Origin of the sequence: Devosia naphthalenivorans (genome assembly GCF_003056355.1) — a bacterium.
GTDB lineage: Bacteria > Pseudomonadota > Alphaproteobacteria > Rhizobiales > Devosiaceae > Devosia > Devosia naphthalenivorans.
This window is the reverse complement of the sequence record NZ_PYVW01000002.1, coordinates 121154-138211: the sequence shown is the minus strand read 5'-3', so window position 1 is coordinate 138211 and position 17058 is coordinate 121154. Positions and strand designations below refer to the sequence as shown.

Sequence of the window (17058 nt, the reverse complement as noted above, 5' to 3'; positions counted from 1 at the left end):
ACCGCCTGTCGGCGCAGCGTTCCCGGCCCCCAACCGCCGTTAAACCGCCACGCCAGCAATCTGCTTGATGTAAGCCAGACCGCGCCTGTACTCGGGTACATCGAAATGCTCAAGCATCAACGGCACGTCCCGCCTCAGTTTGTCGATCTCGGCAATGTAGGCGCCGTAGTCCAGATTGCCGTCGCCGGGAGGCACTTCGTCGAAGTGGAATGAGATCGTGCCCGGCCCGCCCTTCATCACGATGTCCTTGGCATGGCAGGAGACAACCCAGGGCCCTAAAAGCTCGAAGGCGTCGCGGATCATGCGCCCGGTATTGAAGTAGAGGCGCGGGCTGATCACAATGTTGACCGCGTCGATATGGGCGCCGAATTGCGGACGGTCGATGGCTTTGAGGAGCTTGAGGTAGTTTTCGGCCGTGTCGGTCACCAGCCATGGCACCATCTCCAGCGAGAACTTCGCTCGCTTGGGCTTTACCGCATCGATGACATAGCGGGCCGTCTCAACCGCGCGCTGAAAGCCGGCCTCGCTCTGATTGTCGGGGTGGGGGCCGTAATCGTAATTGTCGCTGAGCTGCCACTTGTCGCCGGCGTGGCCGACAGTGCCATGAAAGGCAACACAGGCCCGGGCGCCCAGCTCATCGGCGAGGGCCAGTTGGTGGACCGCGTAATCGAGGTTGGCTTTGCGCTGGTCGTCGTCATAGGCGATCAGATTTTTCCAGGCGCCGCCCTCGGCGATGACCACGTCGGCGGCGGCCATGGCTTTGACGATTGCGGCGATCTCGTCGCGGTTGTCGATGCTGATATTGGGCATGTAGGCGGCATTGTAGCCGAAGGCGACATGGGCCTGGGCATAGGCTTCGGGATCGCCACTATAGTCGATGCCGTAGCCGCCGATTCTCAAAGCCATGATCCGTCCTCCTCAGAAAAACCAAAGCTGCCCGATGCCCGGCTAGTCCGCCCTGCCCGCGGTGCTGTCGCGCACAATCAATTCGGGATCAATCATGGTGACCCGCGGTTCAGGCAGACCATCGGGCGCGGCGATCAATTGCAGCAGACGCTCTACCGCCAGTTCCGTCACCATATCGACTTCGTATTTGACCGATGAGATCGGCGTGGCTGCATGTTCGGCAAACTCGATGTTGTCAAAGCCGATAATGGCGACGTCCTTGGGAACGCGCAGGTTATTCTTCTGGGTCCAGCGCAAGGCGCCAATGGCCAGGGAGTCGTTGGCCGCAAACACTGCCGTCGGGCGGACGGGCACGCTCATCAGGCGATCCATGGCCCAATAGCCGCGAATGACCGTATTGCCCATGGGGTCTGCAAGCAGGTCATCGTCGACCTTCAGGCCAGCCTCCTTGTGCGCCTGGTCATAGCCGTCGCGCTTTTCCAGGTTCCCCTTGGCATTTGAGGTATCAATGATGCCGATCCGGCTATGGCCGATGTCGATGAGATGGCGCACGGCCCGATAGGCGCCGCGCCGCTCGTCGATGCAGACCGCGTCGATCCCTGCATCGGGATCCCCCACCAGTAGCACCACCGGATAGTTCGCCCGCCGCAGCCGGCGAATATGCTCGAGCTCGCGGTGGCTGCGCGGATAAATCAGCATCCCGTCCACCTGCCGGGAGCGGAACATTTCGATGACGCGCTTTTCCTCGTCGAGATTATTGTTGGATGTGGCGAAGAGCGTGGAATAACCCCGCTCCGATAGCGTCATCTCGACCGCCCGGGCCACTTGCGTCAAAGCCGGGTTGGTGATGTCGGTCAGCACCAGGCCAATAGTTTTGGTTTCGCGGCTGACCAGCGACTTGGCGACGTGATTGGGCAAGTAATTGAGTGCCTCGGCCGCCTCGCGAATGCGGATCGAAGTCTCTTCGGGAATGCGTGGACTTTGCCGCAAGGCCAGCGACACCGTATTGACGGAAAAACCGGTCCTATCGGCGATGTCCTTCAAGCGAACGGTGGATTTGCCCATGATCTCAACCTACCCAAGACGCACTACGAGCGGCGCGGCCTGCCCGATATGCGGTTTACGCGGCCAACAAATGAAGATCAAAATCATGGGCGACAATACACACCAGCGCCGGCTGTAAACTAGACGCCTTCTGCGTGCAGACGTCGGATTGCCTGATATTGCAAGCAGTCCGGATGCATTTCCATCAGCTCGATGCGGTTGCCGTCGGGATCCTCGAGCCAGGCCTGACGGTTGCCATCGAGCCCGGCCTTGGGTTCGGAGAGTAGCGTAATTCCCGCCGCCTTGATGCGATCGCAGGTGGCGTCGAGATCGTCGATGGTCCAGCACATATGGGTCATGCCATTGGTGTGCCAGCTGGCGGGTGCGCGATCGTTCTCGGCGCCGGGGAAAATTTCCAGATATTGCTCGTCGGTTATGCGCAGATAGACCAGCCAGGTCTCGCCATCGTCGCGCTTCAGCCGCAGCATTTCGGGAAAGCCGAGCTTGTTGACGTAGTAGTCCAGCGATTTTTCAAGGTCGATCACATTGATCGCGACGTGCCCGAGACTGGTTATGCCCTTCATGATTCCTCCCGCCGACATTGCGGCCATGCCTCTACGTCTCCGCTGGCGACAGACCAGCGGACCGCCCCGAGATATCAGCAAGGGGCGACCAATAGGAACGTTAATACGGAAGGTATTATCCCAAGCCGCGACGTTGTCAACAGCCGCAAATCATCTCAGTCCCAGTCAGGTCCCCGTGCCGGATCGATGACGCGCTGCCCGCGATCCACCGCTTCGATGGCCGCAATATCGGCGTTGGACAGGACAAGTTTGGTCGCCAGATAGTTGGACCGGATGCGGTCCGCCCGGCTCGATGTGGGGATGGCGATGTAGCCCTTGGCGAATTCGAAGGCCAGGGCAACTTGCTCCGGCGTTGCGGCATTACGCGCTGCGATTTCGGCGATGACCGGCACATCGCCGAGGATGCCGCGGGCAATTGGCAGGTAGCAGGTGACGGAAATTCCCTTGTTGATACAATAACTTGCAAGCTTCTTGTTTTGCAGCAGCGGATTAAGCTCAAATTGGTTATTGGCGATCTTGAGGTCGCCCAGAATGGCTTGCGTCTGTTCCAGCATGGCAATGGTGAAGTTGGAAACGCCGATCAGCCGGGTGAGACCGAGGGCATGCGCTTCGGCCAATTGCTCGATATAGACCGGCAGCGGCACGGCATTGTTGGGCGATGGCCAGTGAATGAGCGTCAGGTCAAGCTGATCCAGCTGCAGATTGTCGAGGCTCTCCCGCAATGACGGAATGAGGGCTCCGGCACCCAGATTGCCGGTGGCGATCTTGGTCGTAACGAATACTTCCGAGCGGTTGAGACCCGAGCGCCCGATCGCCTCGCCAACCTCCTTCTCGGTGCCGTAGTCCTGTGCGGTATCGAGATGGCGATAGCCCGTCTCCAGCGCAATCAGCATGGCTGCGATTCCAGCCTCGCCTTTGCGTGCATAGGTGCCGAAACCCATAGCGGGTATATCATATTGATTTTGCATAACTTTCCTCCACATCCACTCCAATGCCAGCGACCCGTGTACGCCATTGGCCGATCAAGACACCCACTCGACAAGCGAAAAGTCTATTGACGGATCGCTCTGCATGAACCTAGTTTAACGATAATACTGCCCGCAAGAGCTGACACGACGAAGAGCGGAACAATCCGCCGCGACGTGCAAGGGAGGACGAGCATGACCTTTCGGTGGAGCCGATGGTCACCCCAACTGGCACTCGTGCCGGCAGGATTGGTGACCTTGGTTGCCTTCATTGGCGCCATCTTGTGGACCATCTATCTGTCGCTGACACGCAGCCGACGGCTGCCGGAATATGAGATCGACTGGTCCGAATGGGGCCGGCAGTATGAGCGGCTGTTCAAAGACGACGCCTGGATGATCTCGCTGCAGAACCTGATCGTGCTCGGGCTCGGCAGTGCTCTCGCCATCGTCTTCGGCTTCATCCTCGCGGCCATGATCGACCGGGAAAAGCGCGGCGAAAGCCTGTTTCGCACCGTGTTTCTCTATCCACTCGCCATCTCGCTCATCGTGACCGGCGCCGCCTGGCGCTGGATGTTCAATCCCGAGCTTGGCGTCGAGCACTTCATCCACTCGATCGGCTTGACCTGGGTCAATGCGAGCTGGCTGGCCCGGCCGGAGACAGCCATGTATGGCGTCATCCTCGCTTCGGTCTGGCAGAGCGCCGGCTTCTACATGGCGCTGATGCTGGCAGGCCTAAAATCGATCAATTCGGAAATCTGGAGCGCGGCCCGCCTCGATGGCGTGGGCCTGTTCAAGCTTTATACCGAGATCATCATCCCGATGATGAAGTTCACCTTCGTCACCTGCGCCATCCTGCTCTCGCTGGGCGTGATCAAGGCTTATGACGTCATCGTCGCCATGACCAATGGCGGCCCGGGTCAATCGACCTATGTGCCAGCCTACTTCACCATCCAGGCGCTCTCGGCCAAGGGCAATCTCGGCTTTGCCTCGGCCGCCGCGGTGCTGATGCTCGTAATCACCGCCGCCGTCTTCCTGCCGCTGGTGCTTCTCACCGCCTGGCAACAACGCCGCTCGGGAGCCACGCGATGAACGACATGACCGCCTCCCACAAAGCCCTGGGCGCGGAAATAGCCGTCCGCAGTGCGCCCTATTTCCCGCGCAAGAAGAAGGTCATCACCGGCCGTTCCATCGCCGTCATCGTCTTCCTGTCGATCTGCGCGCTGTTCTTCTGCGTGCCGCTCTACGTGGTGATCGTCACCTCGTTCAAGACCATGGACCAGATCCGCGAGGGCGCCATGTTCGCGCTGCCCAATGTGTGGACCCTGGAAGCTTGGGACCATGCCTGGAATTCGGCTTGCTCGGGCACCCGCTGCGAGGGCCTCAAAGTCGGGTTCTGGAACTCCGTGGCCATCCTCATCCCGTCGCTGATCCTCTCGATCGGGCTCTCCATCGTCACCGGCTATGCGCTGGCGTTGTGGAACGTCAAATGGGCCGGGCCATTCCTCTTCATCCTTTTCATCTGCGCCTTCGTGCCGTTCCAGATCATCATGTTCCCGCTGATCTCGATGACGGCAAGCCTCAAGGTCTATGGCAGCATCTGGGGTGTCGCCATTATCCACGCGATACTGGCCATGCCGGTGCTGACCCTCATTTTCCGCAATTACTACAAGGATATTCCGCAGGAAATCATGAGCGCCGCCGTGATGGACAGCGGCTCGTTCTGGAAGATCTTCTTCGAGATCATCCTGCCCATGTCAGGCAATATCCTGATCGTCGTGCTGATCCTGCAGATCACCTCGGTCTGGAATGATTACCTCATCGGGGTGACCTTCGGCGGCATGGGCGGGCAGCCGATGACGGTGAACCTGGCCAACCTCATTACCATCTCGACCGGCACCGTCCGCTACAACGACAACATGGCAGCGGCCCTGCTCACCGCCATTCCACCCCTCGTCATCTATTTCTTCGTCGGCAAGCTCTTCGTTCAGGGCATCACCGCCGGCGCCATCAAGGGTTGACCGATATGCCCCGCGTAAGCTTCGAGCACATCACCAAGACCTACGGCCTGATGAAGGTTCTCGATGATCTCAACCTCAGAATAGACGACGGCGATTTCCTGGTGCTGCTGGGTCCCTCCGGCTGCGGCAAGACCACGCTGCTGAACCTGCTGGCGGGTCTGCTCGATGTCACCGATGGCCGCATCATGATCGGCGAGCGCGACGTAACCGACCTCGATCCCAAGGATCGGGGCTTGGCCATGGTGTTCCAGTCCTATGCGCTCTACCCGACCAAGACCGTGCACGGAAACCTCAAGTTCGGCCTTTCAGCCAGCAAGCTGCCGCGCGACGAAATCGAAAAACGCATCACCTGGGCCGCCAAGCTGCTCCAGATCGAGCCGCTCCTGCATCGCAAGCCGGGCCAACTCTCGGGCGGGCAGCGTCAGCGCGTCGCCATCGGCCGGGCGCTGGTCAAGAATGTCGGCGTATTCCTGTTCGACGAGCCGCTTTCCAACCTCGATGCCAAGCTGCGTACCGAAATGCGCCTCGAGATCAAGAAGCTGCATGACCAGCTCAAGTCGACCATTGTCTATGTCACCCACGACCAGATCGAAGCCATGACCATGGCCACCAAGATCGCGGTGATGAATGCCGGCGTTATCCAGCAGTTCGGCACGCCCGACGAGATTTACGAGCGTCCGGCAAATCTCTTTGTCGCAGGCTTCATCGGCTCTCCGGCCATGAACCTGCGCAAGGCCAAGCTGGCGCTAGCCAACGGCAAGACAGAGGCCATCTTCGCCTCCGGCGTGCGGCTCGACGTTTCCGACTACCCATTCGTTGCCCCGCCGCAGAACGGAAACGAAGTTATCGCCGGACTTCGCCCCGAACACTTCACCCTCGCTGCCACTGAGGGGGCGGCCGCAACCTTCACCGTGCCGGTTCAATATGCCGAGCGCACCGGCCCGGACGCCAGCGCCTATTTCAGCTTCGAAGACGATCTGCTTGCCCTGCGCGTCGATCCCGACATCGCCGCGCGGCTGACACCCGGTCAATCGATGGGGGTCAGCTATCTTAAGGGCAAGACCAACCTGTTCGACGCCCACACCGGGCAGAGACTGTAGGCAAACGACAAGGGAGAGAGAACGATGTCTAACAAGAGACTTGCCGGCATTGTCGCCGGCCTGTTGCTGAGCACTGCCTCATTCGGCGCCATGGCCACCGATCTGGTCATCTATCACAGCTGGTCCGCCCCGCCCGAAATTGCCGCCCTCAACGTCATCAAGGCCGGCATCGAAGCCAAAGGGCATAGCTGGACCGACATCGCCATTCCGCACGACACCGGCTCCAACGTGAACCTGATGAGCCTGATCACCGGCGGCCAACCACCCAACGTCTTCATGGAATCCAATCCCGGCGTTTATCGTGACATTGCCAGCATGGGAATGGGCTTTCCGCTGACCCAATGGTTCACCGAAAACGCCATCGTCGACAAGCTGCCGTCCGCCGTGGCCGCCTCCATCACCGTCGATGGCGAAATCGTCAAGGTGCCCCAGGCGCTGCACATCGACGGCATGGTCTACTACAATATGGAGGTCGCCAAGGCCGCAGGCGTCGACCCGACGGCTTGGGATTCCCTGGACGCCATGTTTGCCGATTTCCAGAAGATCCGCGACGCCGGCTATGCCCCGCTAGCCGTCGGCAGCCAACCGTTCCAGGTCGGCTATCTCACCCATGCACTGGTCGCCGCAGTGGCAGGCCCTGACCTCTACAACAGCATTTACGGCGAAGAGGTCGATCCCGCTGCGCTGGACGATCCAGCTTTCGCCAAAGCCTTGGAAACCCTGCGCCTGTTCGCCAACGAAGCAGGCCCGCAAGCACAGAACCGCCCCTGGAACGAGACCACCAACGAGGTGATCACCGGCAAGGCGCTGATGCAGGTTCATGGTGACTGGATGAAGGGCGAATGGCTCGGCGCCGGCAAGGTCGCGGGCACCGATTTCGGCTGCATCGAAATCCCCGGCGCACAGGCCGTGGTGGTGACCGTCGATGCGTGGGGCCTGCTCGGTGGCACGCCCGAGGAGGTGCAGACCGCTGAGCTGGACTTCGCCACCGAAGTGCTCGATCCGGGTGCGCAGGCCAAGTTCGCCGCGGCCAAGGGTTCCACCCCGGTGCGTCTGGACGCTCCGGCCGAAAGCCTCGACGCATGCTCCACCGAGGTGCTGCGCATTCTTGAGGACCCTGCCCAGCAGGTGCAGAACCCACACAATACCGCCGACGCCGACTGGCAGGATTCGATCTGGAACGTTGTCTTCAACTTCTGGAGCGATCCCAACATGACCGTCGAAGACGCCATCGCCCAGATGCATGAGAACTACGACATCATCCTGGGCTGACACGCCTCCTCCCTGGGCCGGCGACCGCATTGGCCGCCGGCTCCCAAACATTGCAATGGACCAGAACAATGGACAAGCGCCTGCTTGATGAGGACGAAGTAATGCAGATCTGCTTCGTCACCGACGACGTAGTGAAATCTGCTCAGTGGTTCTCCGATCTTACCGGCAAGCCCATGCCCACGGAAGGCAAGGCGGCCGAACCCGATGAGGCCCAGGCCATCTACAAAGGCAAGCCGGCCGATGTCGGCTGCCGCATCATGATGTTCAAGTTTGGCAATATCGACGTCGAGTTCCTGCAGCCGGGTCCCGAAAAGAGCGCCTGGCGCGACCTGCTTGAGCAAAAAGGCCCCGGCTGCCACCACATTGCCTTCCGCACCCGAAACCTGACCAGACGAAACGCCTATCTCGAAAGCAAGGGCCATAAGCTGCTGCAGCGCGGCGAGTTCGATGGCTCGCATGGGCGGTACGCGTATTACGACACGGTCAAGGATCTCGGCGTGATGGTGGAGCTGCTGGAGTTCGACAAGGACAAGGAAGCGCAGGGTTAGGGCTGTCCGTTAGGTACCATCCGTCCCACCCACCGGCGTTCCCTCGGGCTTGATCCGAGGGCCTCTCGCCATCCATGCCGTGCTGATAGCGGCCCTCGGCTCAAGCCCGAGGTAACACCGGTGCCGTGACTGCATCGAGCCAACAAACTCAGGCCCATCATGCCCTACCCCATCGCCTACCAGCTCTATTCCTCCCGCAATTTTCCGCCACTCGCGGACCAGTTGCCCAAGCTCAAATCGATGGGCTACGACGCCATCGAGCCGTGGCTGCCAGCCTATGAGGCCGATCCAGCACTGTTCCGCCGTCAGCTCGATGATGCGGGGCTGAAGTGCCTCGGCTTCCACATGCCGCTGGCGGGGCTGGTTGAGGAATCAAACCGCTTCATCGACATCGCCCTTACCCTCGGCGCCAGCGTGATGATACCGCCCTATGTGACGACGGAGGAGCGCAGGAACACGCCCGATTATTGGCAGGACCTAGGGCGCAAACTGGCGCGCGGCGCAGAACAGGCGATCCCGCACGGGCTCAAGGTCGCCTGGCACAACCACGATTTCGAGTATGTCCCCCTGCCCGATGGCACCAGGCCCATCGACCATATCCTTGAGGCTGGCGGGCCTGGCGTCTGGCTTGAGATCGACTGCGGCTGGATCGCCCGCGCGGGTGCCGATCCGGCCGCGGAGCTGAAGCGGTATGCCGGTCGCATCATCGCCATCCAGACCAAGGACACCTCGCCCCCCGGCACCACCGAGGACGATGGCTGGACCGCCACCGGCGACGGCATCATCGACTGGGCCGCCATGGCGCCCCTATTCCGACAGACCAGGGCCGACCACATCGTCACCGAGCACGACAATCCGGCAGACTGGCAACGCTTCGCACGGCGCTCCATCGACTATCTTAAGGCCCTGGGGCTCTAGCCGAACAACAACCCGACGCCAAGATAATCAAGTCGTTACTCAGTTTGGACCGCAGCAGGTACGCGGCACAATGTTGCCATCAGGCGCCAGCGGCGGCGGGATCACGATCAATTCGGAAGTCAATTACCTCGCTAGCCTGCGCGCCAAGGCAGGCTACGCAGCGGACACGTTCCTCGCCTATGTCCATGGCGGCGCTGTCGTAAGCGAAACTGACACCTCTGCGACATTCGACATTTCCGGTAGCGACGTCGGAGGCTTTAGCGGCGATACCCGCCTCGGCTTCACCGTGGGCGCAGGTTTGGAAGTCAAGGCCGCAGACAACATCAGCCTGTTCGCAGAATACGCCTACACCGACCTCGGCGACAACGTCGTCTTCACCAATCCTCCTGGCGCCGCCAACTTCGAACTGGAAGAGAAGATCCGCTTCCACACCGTCAAGGCTGGCGTGAACTTCCACTTCTAGGCAGCACTCCTACTGCAGAATAGCCAGGCCTCAGCATCAATGTTGGGGCCTGGCTTCGTGCGATGGTCTCAGGTGCAGATGGAGTTAATGAGGAGGTCTGAAGACCCCCTCATTGCGCTTGCTGGCTATTCAGCGGCGAGGAAGTCCGCGACTTCGAGGAGGATGTACTCGTTGTCATCGGCACGGCCTGCTTCACGACCTGTGGAGCCGGGATAGTTGTTGTCGTTGGCAACGACGATGGTGGTTTCATCGACCAGATCGACATCTTCGATGGTCACGAAGGGGAAGGTGAAGACGCCATCCTTGCTGCCGCGTAGAGCGATGCCATCGGGATCCTGGATGGCCATCAGGTCGATATAGGCGATCTTTTCAAGGACGCCGTTCTCGTCGGCACGGGCGAGATCAACCAGGTAGATGCGCTTGAACGCCGCGGCCTTTTCGCGCCCATCGTCACCTTCGTTGTTGTCCCGCTCGATAATCAGGCCACGGGTGCCTTCGAAGATGTTGAAGTCGCCGATAGCGTGGCCAGAATCATCGAGTGGATAGTAGCGAACAATGTCGCTCCAGGATGCACCGGCAACATCGAATTCCAGCATGCGGATGACGGGCTGTCCGTCGATGGTTTCCAGCGCCGCGGCTTCTTCATCGTAGAACGGCTTTTCGAGCAGCGGATAAAGCGTTGTGCCGTCCATCGACTGCGCCATGCCCTCGTAGCCACCCGAGCGTCCGGTGTTGATACCGGTGACGGGGGTGCCTGCAGCAGGCTGCGAGGTAAACTGGTTGTCCGGCGATTTGTAGTCGATGCCGCCTGGATTGGTCTTGACCACCTGCAACACCACGCCCTCGGCATCGACTTCGATCAGCCAGGGACCGAATTCGTCGCCGATCCAGTAGTTTTCGCCTACCGGCTGGATCGACTCGGGATCGAAATCGGCGCCGGTAAGATAACGGCTGTCGCTATGCTCGGTGACGATCGGGAATGGCACGACACGGTTCGGGTCCTTGAGGAAAATCGTCTCCTCGATACCGACCTTGCCGGCGTCCCAGTCCATCTTGAGGATGTTGAACATCAGCATGGCGTCAGCCGAGTTGGCCTTGTTGCCAAAGCCGTTGTCGGTCAGGAACAGGAAACGGTCATCGCCGAGCGAACGCACGCCGCTCATGCCCTGGAGGGGCTGACCGGGAAACGGCATGGCAACACCCGAAGCCGGATTGGCCCAGCCATAGGGCGTCTCGACACGTGTGCCGGAGGTGAAACGACCCGAAAGCTGAAGGCCGGCAGGCGCATCGGCCGGAGCAGGCAGGAAGGTCTGGGCTGGCAATTGCGCATGAGCCTTGAGCACGGCGTCGAACTTTGCAGGACCTTCAGCGGTGTCCTGTGCCACGGCAAACGCGGAAACGAAACTGAGGCTGACGCCAAGGGCGAGAGCTTTGAGCATTGTATTCTCCGGAGAAACTGACGCTTCTTCCTAGGCACCGGGCATGTCGCAATCATCACAACGACATGAAAGCCCTGTCACAAACCAGGAACCGCGGCCGCTTGTTGATCCCCTAGGTTCAGATGACAAGCTTGTCCTTGAGCTTGCCGATCATTCCGAGGCACGCGTCCAGCTGGCCGAGCGCGACATATTCGTCGGCCCTGTGGGCCTGCGCGATGGAGCCGGGGCCGCAGATCACGGTGGAGACGCCCAGCTGCTGGAACAGCCCCGCCTCGGTGCCGAAGGAAGCGCAGGTGGCCGGATCGCGGTTACCGGTCAAGGCACGGACAAGCGCCTCCGCCTGCGACGCGCTCATCGGTTCAAGGCCGACCACCTCGCCGATGACCGAGGTCAATATATCGGCCTCCGGATGCACCGCCCGCATGCGCGGCAGCAGCTCCGTCTCGACATAGCTTTCGATCCGCGACCGGGCGAAGGCGAAATCGGCATGGTTGACCGGCCGCAATTCCCACTCGACCGAACAGGTCTCCGCGATCACGTTGCGCGCCGCCCCGCCGGCAATCGTCCCCACCTGTATGGTGGACCAAGGCGGGTCGAACCGCGACTGCGCCGGTGCCCGCGCCTTGAGGTCCTCCGCGACATCGAGCAGATGGGTAATATAGCGCACCGCATATTCCACCGCATTGACGCCCAGATCGGGCTGGGACGCGTGCCCGGCCGTGCCCGAAAAAACCGTGGTATATTCGCAGCACCCCTTGTGGCCTTCGATGATGCCCATATTGGTCGGCTCGCCCACGATGCAGATCGCCGGCCTGGGGCCGGTCCTGGCCAGTTGCTCCAGCATGACTTGTGCGCCCAGACACCCCACTTCCTCGTCATAGGTAAAGGCCAGGTGCAGCGGGCGCTTGAGCTCGGCCTGGGCAAACAGCGGCGTATAGGCCATGGCGCAGGCGATGAAGCCCTTCATGTCGCAGGCGCCGCGGCCGTAAACGCGCCCACCGCGCAGCGTGGCGACGAACGGATCGCTGCTCCAGTCCTGTCCCTCCACCGGCACCACGTCGGTATGCCCCGACAGCACGATGCCGCCATCCATATCGGGCGGTCCGATGGTGGCGAACAGGTTGGCCTTGGAGCCGCCGGGGTCCAGCGTCAGGAAGGTGCGTGCGCCGATCTGGTCGAGCTTGCCGTTGAGATAGGCGATCAGCTCGAGATTGGATTGCTGCGAGATACTGGGGAAGGCAATCAGGTCCCCCAGTATATCGATCGTCTCGGTGAGCAGTGCGTGGGCCATGTGACGTCGGCGCCTAGGGTTTGACGACCAGTTCGCGCGACACGTCGGCCAGGCACTCGGCCGGCCCCCCAGCGCGAATGCGGATAGTTTCGGAGGTCTCGAAACCCCAGTCGTCGGTCCAGATCGCCGGCATGAAGTGAAAGGTCATGTTTTCGGCAAGGATCGAGGTGTCGCCCGGCCGCAGGCTCATGGTGCGCTCGCCCCAGTCCGGCGGATAGGAAATGCCCACGGGGTAGCCGGTGCGGGAATCCTTCTCGATCCCGTATTTGCGCAGCACCGCGAAAAAGGCCTCGGCCACCTGCCCGCAGGTATTGCCCGGGCGCGCCGCGTTGAGCCCGGCATCGAGTCCTTCCAGCACCGCCTCCTGCGCCTTGAGCATGCCGGCCGGCGGCTCGCCCAGATAGAGCGTACGCGACAGCGGCGCGTGATAGCGCCGGTAGCAGCCGGCAATCTCGAAAAACGTGCCCTCGCCGCGCCGCATGGGCCGGTCGTCCCAGGTCAGGTGCGCCGCCGAGGCATCCTTGCCGGACGGAGTGAGCGGAACGATGGCAGCATAGTCGCCGCCGAAACCATCGGTACCGCGCAGCCCCGCATCATATATTTCAGCCACCAGATCGCACTTGCGCAGACCATGCTCGGAAACATCGCGAATGCGCTGGTGCATGACTTCCACCAGCCGCGCCGCCCGCCGCATATAGACCAGTTCCTGCTCGGACTTGACCGCCCGCTGCCAGTTCACCAGCGCCGTCGCGTCCCCGATAATGGCGTTCGGCAGTTCCTGGCGCAGTGTTTCCAGGCACTTGGCCGTGAAATAATAATTGTCCATCTCGACGCCCAGCCGCCTGCCGGAAAGCCCCTTCTCGACCAGCACCTTGGCCAGCACCTGATAGGGGTGCACGTCCGGATTTTGCACATAATTGTCGGGATAGGAAAACATCGAAGCCGGATCGAGATAGCTGGTCAGCCGCGCGCCATTGACGTCCTGCGGCCGGCCGAACCACAGCGGCTCGCCCTCTGGCGGCACGATCACCGCCTGATGCACATAGAACGACCAGCCGTCATAGCCGGTGAGCCAGCCCATATTGGACGGGTCGGTGACGACAAGCACCTCGATCCCCGCCTTGGCCATGGCGGCCCGAACCTTGGCAAGGCGCGCGGCATATTCCTCGATCGAAAAGGCCAGGGTGATTTCAGACAATTCGCGTTCCCTCCGGGAAACCGTTCAACTGGAAAATATCTGGCCGGCCCCGGCCGCTTCGGCGCGCTGGCGGGCCAGCGTTGCGATGGCCGTGTCCTGCACGCCGGTGCCGGTCAGGTCGGCAATGGTGATCTGCTGGGGTGACGTACGGCCGGTTGCCTGCCCGGCGATGACTGCGCCCAACTCGGCAAAGAGCCGGTCCGGCGCGACCAGTCCGGCCGCGATGGCATGATGCAACTCGCCCAGCCGCCTTGTCTGGACGAGGCTGTCGGCCACATAGAGGTCGGCGCGCAAAACGGCCGCTGGCTCAATTTCGTTCTTGTGCTCGGCGTCGGAGCCCATCGCGGTCAAATGCTGGCCGGCTCGCAACCATTCGGCGCGGACCAGCGGCGTCGATGATGGCGTGGTGGTGACGATGATATCCGCGTCGCTGACGGCTGCCTCTGCCGTTGCGGCAACCGACACGGCGATACCATGTTCAGCCACAATGTCGGCGGCCAGTGTCTCCGCCTTGCCGCGATCGCGCGACCACAGCACGGCGCGGCGGATCGGCCGGACCAGGCAAAGCGCCGCCAGCTGCAGCCGCGCCTGCGCCCCTGCGCCGATAATGGCGGCGGTGGAAGCATCGGCGCGCGCCAGGTACTTCGCAGCAACCGCGCCCGCTGCGGCGGTGCGGATATCGGTGAGATAGCCATTGTCGAGCAGCATGGCCTCGACCAGCCCGGTGCGAGCACTGAGCAGCACCATGAGGCCGTTGACCGAGGGCAGGCCAAGCCTGGGATTGTCGAAGAAGCCCGGGCTGATCTTGATGGCGAAACTGTCGATCCCCGGCACATAGGCGGTCTTGACGTCCACCTCGCCACGCGCCTCGGCAATGTCGAGCCGCAGGATTGGCGGCATCACCACCGCCTTGGTGGCCAGCGCGCGAAAAGCGTCCTCGACGCAGGCGATTGCCTCAAGATCGAGCGGCACCAATTGCCGGAGCACCGCTTCGGTCAGGATGGTGATATCAGCCATGATCTCGCTCCGCCGCGAGGTCCGGGGTTTCGCCGGAGACGATACGCCGGTGCAGGTCCATGTCGATATTCTTGCCGCTGAGCAGCACCACGGCCGGGCCGGTGAGCGTCACCTTGCCGGTATGGAGCGCCGCAATGCCCACGGCCGCCGCGCCTTCGAGCACTTCGCCTTCCTCGAAATAGGCCGAGCGAATGGCGGCAGCGATATCGGCCTCGCTCACCAGCACCACCTCGTCGACCAGATCGCGGACCATGCCGAATGTGTGCCGGTTCTCCAGCCCGATCCCGCCCCCCAGCGAATCCGCCAGCGTCGGCAACTCCTCGACCGCCACCGGTCTGCCGGCATCAAGGCTGGCCCGCATCGCGGCACCGCGCTCCATGGTGACCCCGATGATCCGGATTGCCGGGTTGAGAGTCCTGAGCGCCAGCGCCACCCCGGCCAGCAGGCCGCCGCCCGACAGCGGCACCAGCACCGTGGTCGTGCGCGGCGCATCTTCCAGCATTTCCAGCCCGAGCGTGCCCTGCCCCGCAATCACCTCGGCATGATCGAACGGCGGCACCTGCGTCAGGCCCGCCTCCGACACCAGCCGGTCCACCTCCAGCTGGGCATCGTCCTGGCTGTTGCCGACGATATGGATTTCGGCCCCAAGTGCCTCGATGGCCCGCACCTTGTTGGCGGGTACGAGGCGCGACATGCAGATAACTGCCCTGGTGCCCGCGGACCGCGCCGCGCTGGCAAGGGCTCGCCCGTGATTGCCGGTGGACGCGGCGACGACGCCGGCATCGCGCTGGGCAGGATCGAGCGCCAATACGGCATTGGTCGCGCCGCGCAGCTTGAAGCTGCCCGTGGTCTGGTGATGTTCGCACTTGATCTGCACGGGCACGCCGAGCCGGGCGCTCAGCGCCACAGCGTTGCGTTGCGGCGTCCGCAGCACCCGCCCGGCAATCCGCTGGCGCGCCAGCAGGATCTCGGCAAAATCGATGGTCATGCCGGGCTCCTCCCGCTACCGTCGCAGATGTAGTCATAGGCACGTTCGCGAATGTGGCAAGACCACGCCGGCAAGGCCCATGTTTCGTGCCGCACTATGCCTGCGCTCCAGATAGTCGATCCTTCCAATCTGCCGCCGCCCCGCAGCCGATCCTGCTACCTGCCGGCCAGCAAAATAGACGTATCATCCCTCGACTCGAACGCTCCGCTCCGCAACGCTGGAGCCGGCTCAGTTCACCGTGACGACAGATCAAAAGCGCTGACTATTCAGCTCACTGGCCGGCAAAAGGCCACCCACTCCCCGACCGGGATTTCCGGTCGGACCAAGGCTATCCGGTCGCATCGGCAAGGCGACCGGCCAAAACAGAATATGGCGCGAACCGCCAACAGCAGGAACCGGGAGACAGAAACATGATCACGACCTTTACCAAAAATGCCTCGATCGCCCTCGTTGCCTTGACCGCGGCGGCGATGGCGACGACTGCGGTCAGCGCAGCGACGCTTGAGGAAATTCAGGCGTCCGGCACGATCCGCATCGCGGTCGCCAACGAGATCCCCTATGGCTATGTCGATCCCAATGGGGAATATCTCGGCGCCGGTCCCGACGTGGCCAAGCACATCGTCGAGCAGCTCGGCATCGAAAATATCGAGTGGGTGACCACCAATTTCTCCTCGCTCATTCCCGGCTTGCAAGCCGACCGCTTCGACATGGTGGCGGCCGAAATGGCGATCCTGCCCGACCGCTGCGAGCAGGTGATCTATTCGGAGCCCAACACCTCCTATGGTGAAGGCCTGCTGGTCGCGGCCGGCAACCCCAAGGATATCCACGCCTATACCGACTTCGCCGAGAATCCCGATCTCAAGGTCGCCATCATGGCGGGCGCCGACCAGCTCGAAATGATGCAGGCGCTGGGTGTCAGCGAAGGCAATCTGGTGACCATCGCCAGCAATGCCGACGCCATCTCCACGGTCTCGACCGGCCGCGCGGATGCCTATGCGGCGACCAGCCTCACTGCCTCCGAGCTGGATGGCCAGAGCGACGATGTGGAAGTTGCCGCCGAGTTCGTCGATCCGGTGATCGATGGTGAGGAAGTCCGCAGCTGGGGTGGCTTCACCTTCGCCCAGGACAACACCGCTTTGCGCGATGCCGTCAACGAAGCCTTGGCCGAGTTCAAGCAGACCGACGAATGGGCCTCCACCGTCATGGGCTATGGCTTCAGCCAGGCCGACGTCGATGGCTCGACCAAGCACACGACCGCAGAACTCTGCGCCGCCGAATAAGCGAAGGGGACGCGGGGAGGCCGGCGT

At 62.0% G+C, this 17058-nt stretch carries 17 protein-coding genes; 8 read left to right on the top strand and 9 right to left on the bottom strand.

What is annotated here, in order from left to right; translation table 11 throughout:
• Positions 1-39: 39 nt before the first annotated feature.
• The 4 genes from C8264_RS03815 to C8264_RS03800 form a co-directional block, all read right to left on the bottom strand.
• Entirely contained in the window at positions 40-906 is an 867-nt protein-coding gene (locus C8264_RS03815; protein WP_108459639.1) for a sugar phosphate isomerase/epimerase family protein, read from the bottom strand.
• 42 nt (positions 907-948) lie between these two features.
• A complete protein-coding gene (locus C8264_RS03810) occupies positions 949-1971 on the bottom strand; it encodes a LacI family DNA-binding transcriptional regulator (protein ID WP_108459638.1) in 1023 nt (340 codons plus the stop codon).
• Positions 1972-2090: 119 nt separating this feature from the next.
• Positions 2091-2534: a VOC family protein gene (locus C8264_RS03805; protein WP_108459637.1), complete on the bottom strand. Its 444-nt coding sequence runs from the start codon at positions 2532-2534 to the stop codon at positions 2091-2093.
• A 155-nt stretch (positions 2535-2689) separates the two neighbouring features.
• On the bottom strand, positions 2690-3502 hold the full coding sequence (locus C8264_RS03800) for an aldo/keto reductase (RefSeq protein WP_108459636.1): 813 nt from the start codon (positions 3500-3502) through the stop codon (positions 2690-2692).
• A gap of 192 nt (positions 3503-3694) precedes the next feature.
• On the opposite strand from C8264_RS03800, the gene C8264_RS03795 reads away from it, so the two are divergent.
• From C8264_RS03795 to C8264_RS03765, 7 genes are all read left to right on the top strand, one after another.
• Positions 3695-4588 (top strand): carbohydrate ABC transporter permease, encoded by an 894-nt coding sequence (locus tag C8264_RS03795; protein WP_108459635.1) that lies wholly within the window; start codon positions 3695-3697, stop codon positions 4586-4588.
• A complete protein-coding gene (locus C8264_RS03790; protein WP_108459634.1) occupies positions 4585-5517 on the top strand; it encodes a carbohydrate ABC transporter permease in 933 nt (310 codons plus the stop codon). Before C8264_RS03795 ends, C8264_RS03790 begins: the two co-directional genes overlap by 4 nt.
• A 5-nt stretch (positions 5518-5522) precedes the next feature.
• Positions 5523-6617, top strand: a complete 1095-nt coding sequence (locus C8264_RS03785) for an ABC transporter ATP-binding protein (protein ID WP_108459977.1) — start codon at positions 5523-5525, stop codon at positions 6615-6617.
• A 24-nt stretch (positions 6618-6641) separates the two neighbouring features.
• On the top strand, positions 6642-7889 hold the full coding sequence (locus C8264_RS03780) for an ABC transporter substrate-binding protein (RefSeq protein WP_108459633.1): 1248 nt from the start codon (positions 6642-6644) through the stop codon (positions 7887-7889).
• Positions 7890-7957: 68 nt separating this feature from the next.
• The gene (locus C8264_RS03775) at positions 7958-8437 is read left to right on the top strand and encodes a VOC family protein (protein WP_108459632.1); all 480 of its coding nucleotides are present in this window, start codon (positions 7958-7960) and stop codon (positions 8435-8437) included.
• A 159-nt stretch (positions 8438-8596) separates the two neighbouring features.
• Positions 8597-9355 carry a sugar phosphate isomerase/epimerase family protein gene (locus tag C8264_RS03770; protein ID WP_108459631.1) on the top strand — a complete coding sequence of 253 codons (759 nt, stop codon included), beginning with the start codon at positions 8597-8599 and terminating at the stop codon, positions 9353-9355.
• A 70-nt stretch (positions 9356-9425) separates the two neighbouring features.
• Positions 9426-9818 carry an outer membrane protein gene (locus tag C8264_RS03765; RefSeq protein ID WP_108459630.1) on the top strand — a complete coding sequence of 131 codons (393 nt, stop codon included), beginning with the start codon at positions 9426-9428 and terminating at the stop codon, positions 9816-9818.
• A 125-nt stretch (positions 9819-9943) separates the two neighbouring features.
• Here the strand turns inward: C8264_RS03765 and C8264_RS03760 are convergent, their stop codons facing one another.
• The 5 genes from C8264_RS03760 to eutB all read right to left on the bottom strand — a co-directional run bounded on the left by C8264_RS03760 (position 9944) and on the right by eutB (position 15751).
• On the bottom strand, positions 9944-11257 hold the full coding sequence (locus C8264_RS03760) for an esterase-like activity of phytase family protein (protein ID WP_108459629.1): 1314 nt from the start codon (positions 11255-11257) through the stop codon (positions 9944-9946).
• Between the two features lie 118 nt (positions 11258-11375).
• Positions 11376-12548, bottom strand: coding sequence for an acetylornithine deacetylase (argE, locus tag C8264_RS03755; RefSeq protein ID WP_108459628.1), 1173 nt, complete (start codon positions 12546-12548; stop codon positions 11376-11378).
• Between the two features lie 13 nt (positions 12549-12561).
• Complete coding sequence (doeA, locus tag C8264_RS03750) at positions 12562-13746, bottom strand: ectoine hydrolase DoeA (protein ID WP_108459627.1); 1185 nt, start codon at positions 13744-13746, stop codon at positions 12562-12564.
• A gap of 24 nt (positions 13747-13770) precedes the next feature.
• The gene (gene eutC / locus C8264_RS03745) at positions 13771-14763 is read right to left on the bottom strand and encodes an ectoine utilization protein EutC (protein ID WP_108459626.1); all 993 of its coding nucleotides are present in this window, start codon (positions 14761-14763) and stop codon (positions 13771-13773) included.
• Positions 14756-15751, bottom strand: coding sequence for a hydroxyectoine utilization dehydratase EutB (gene eutB / locus C8264_RS03740; RefSeq protein WP_108459625.1), 996 nt, complete (start codon positions 15749-15751; stop codon positions 14756-14758). The genes eutC and eutB overlap by 8 nt, the downstream gene beginning before the upstream one ends.
• Before the next feature lie 410 nt (positions 15752-16161).
• Between eutB and ehuB the strand changes: the two genes are divergently transcribed.
• Positions 16162-17031, top strand: coding sequence for an ectoine/hydroxyectoine ABC transporter substrate-binding protein EhuB (gene ehuB / locus C8264_RS03735; RefSeq protein ID WP_108459624.1), 870 nt, complete (start codon positions 16162-16164; stop codon positions 17029-17031).
• The last annotated feature ends 27 nt before the right edge of the window (positions 17032-17058 follow it).

Bases quoted from the DNA above. Each gene is read 5' to 3' on its own strand.
- C8264_RS03815 (WP_108459639.1), bottom strand. From the start codon at position 906: ATGGCTTTGAGAATCGGCGGCTACGGCATCGACTATAGTGGCGATCCC.
- C8264_RS03810 (WP_108459638.1), bottom strand. From the start codon at position 1,971: ATGGGCAAATCCACCGTTCGCTTGAAGGACATCGCCGATAGGACCGGT.
- C8264_RS03805 (WP_108459637.1), bottom strand. From the start codon at position 2,534: ATGAAGGGCATAACCAGTCTCGGGCACGTCGCGATCAATGTGATCGAC.
- C8264_RS03800 (WP_108459636.1), bottom strand. From the start codon at position 3,502: ATGCAAAATCAATATGATATACCCGCTATGGGTTTCGGCACCTATGCA.
- C8264_RS03795 (WP_108459635.1), top strand. From the start codon at position 3,695: ATGACCTTTCGGTGGAGCCGATGGTCACCCCAACTGGCACTCGTGCCG.
- C8264_RS03790 (WP_108459634.1), top strand. From the start codon at position 4,585: ATGAACGACATGACCGCCTCCCACAAAGCCCTGGGCGCGGAAATAGCC.
- C8264_RS03785 (WP_108459977.1), top strand. From the start codon at position 5,523: ATGCCCCGCGTAAGCTTCGAGCACATCACCAAGACCTACGGCCTGATG.
- C8264_RS03780 (WP_108459633.1), top strand. From the start codon at position 6,642: ATGTCTAACAAGAGACTTGCCGGCATTGTCGCCGGCCTGTTGCTGAGC.
- C8264_RS03775 (WP_108459632.1), top strand. From the start codon at position 7,958: ATGGACAAGCGCCTGCTTGATGAGGACGAAGTAATGCAGATCTGCTTC.
- C8264_RS03770 (WP_108459631.1), top strand. From the start codon at position 8,597: ATGCCCTACCCCATCGCCTACCAGCTCTATTCCTCCCGCAATTTTCCG.
- C8264_RS03765 (WP_108459630.1), top strand. From the start codon at position 9,426: ATGTTGCCATCAGGCGCCAGCGGCGGCGGGATCACGATCAATTCGGAA.
- C8264_RS03760 (WP_108459629.1), bottom strand. From the start codon at position 11,257: ATGCTCAAAGCTCTCGCCCTTGGCGTCAGCCTCAGTTTCGTTTCCGCG.
- argE (WP_108459628.1), bottom strand. From the start codon at position 12,548: ATGGCCCACGCACTGCTCACCGAGACGATCGATATACTGGGGGACCTG.
- eutC (WP_108459626.1), bottom strand. From the start codon at position 14,763: ATGGCTGATATCACCATCCTGACCGAAGCGGTGCTCCGGCAATTGGTG.
- eutB (WP_108459625.1), bottom strand. From the start codon at position 15,751: ATGACCATCGATTTTGCCGAGATCCTGCTGGCGCGCCAGCGGATTGCC.
- ehuB (WP_108459624.1), top strand. From the start codon at position 16,162: ATGATCACGACCTTTACCAAAAATGCCTCGATCGCCCTCGTTGCCTTG.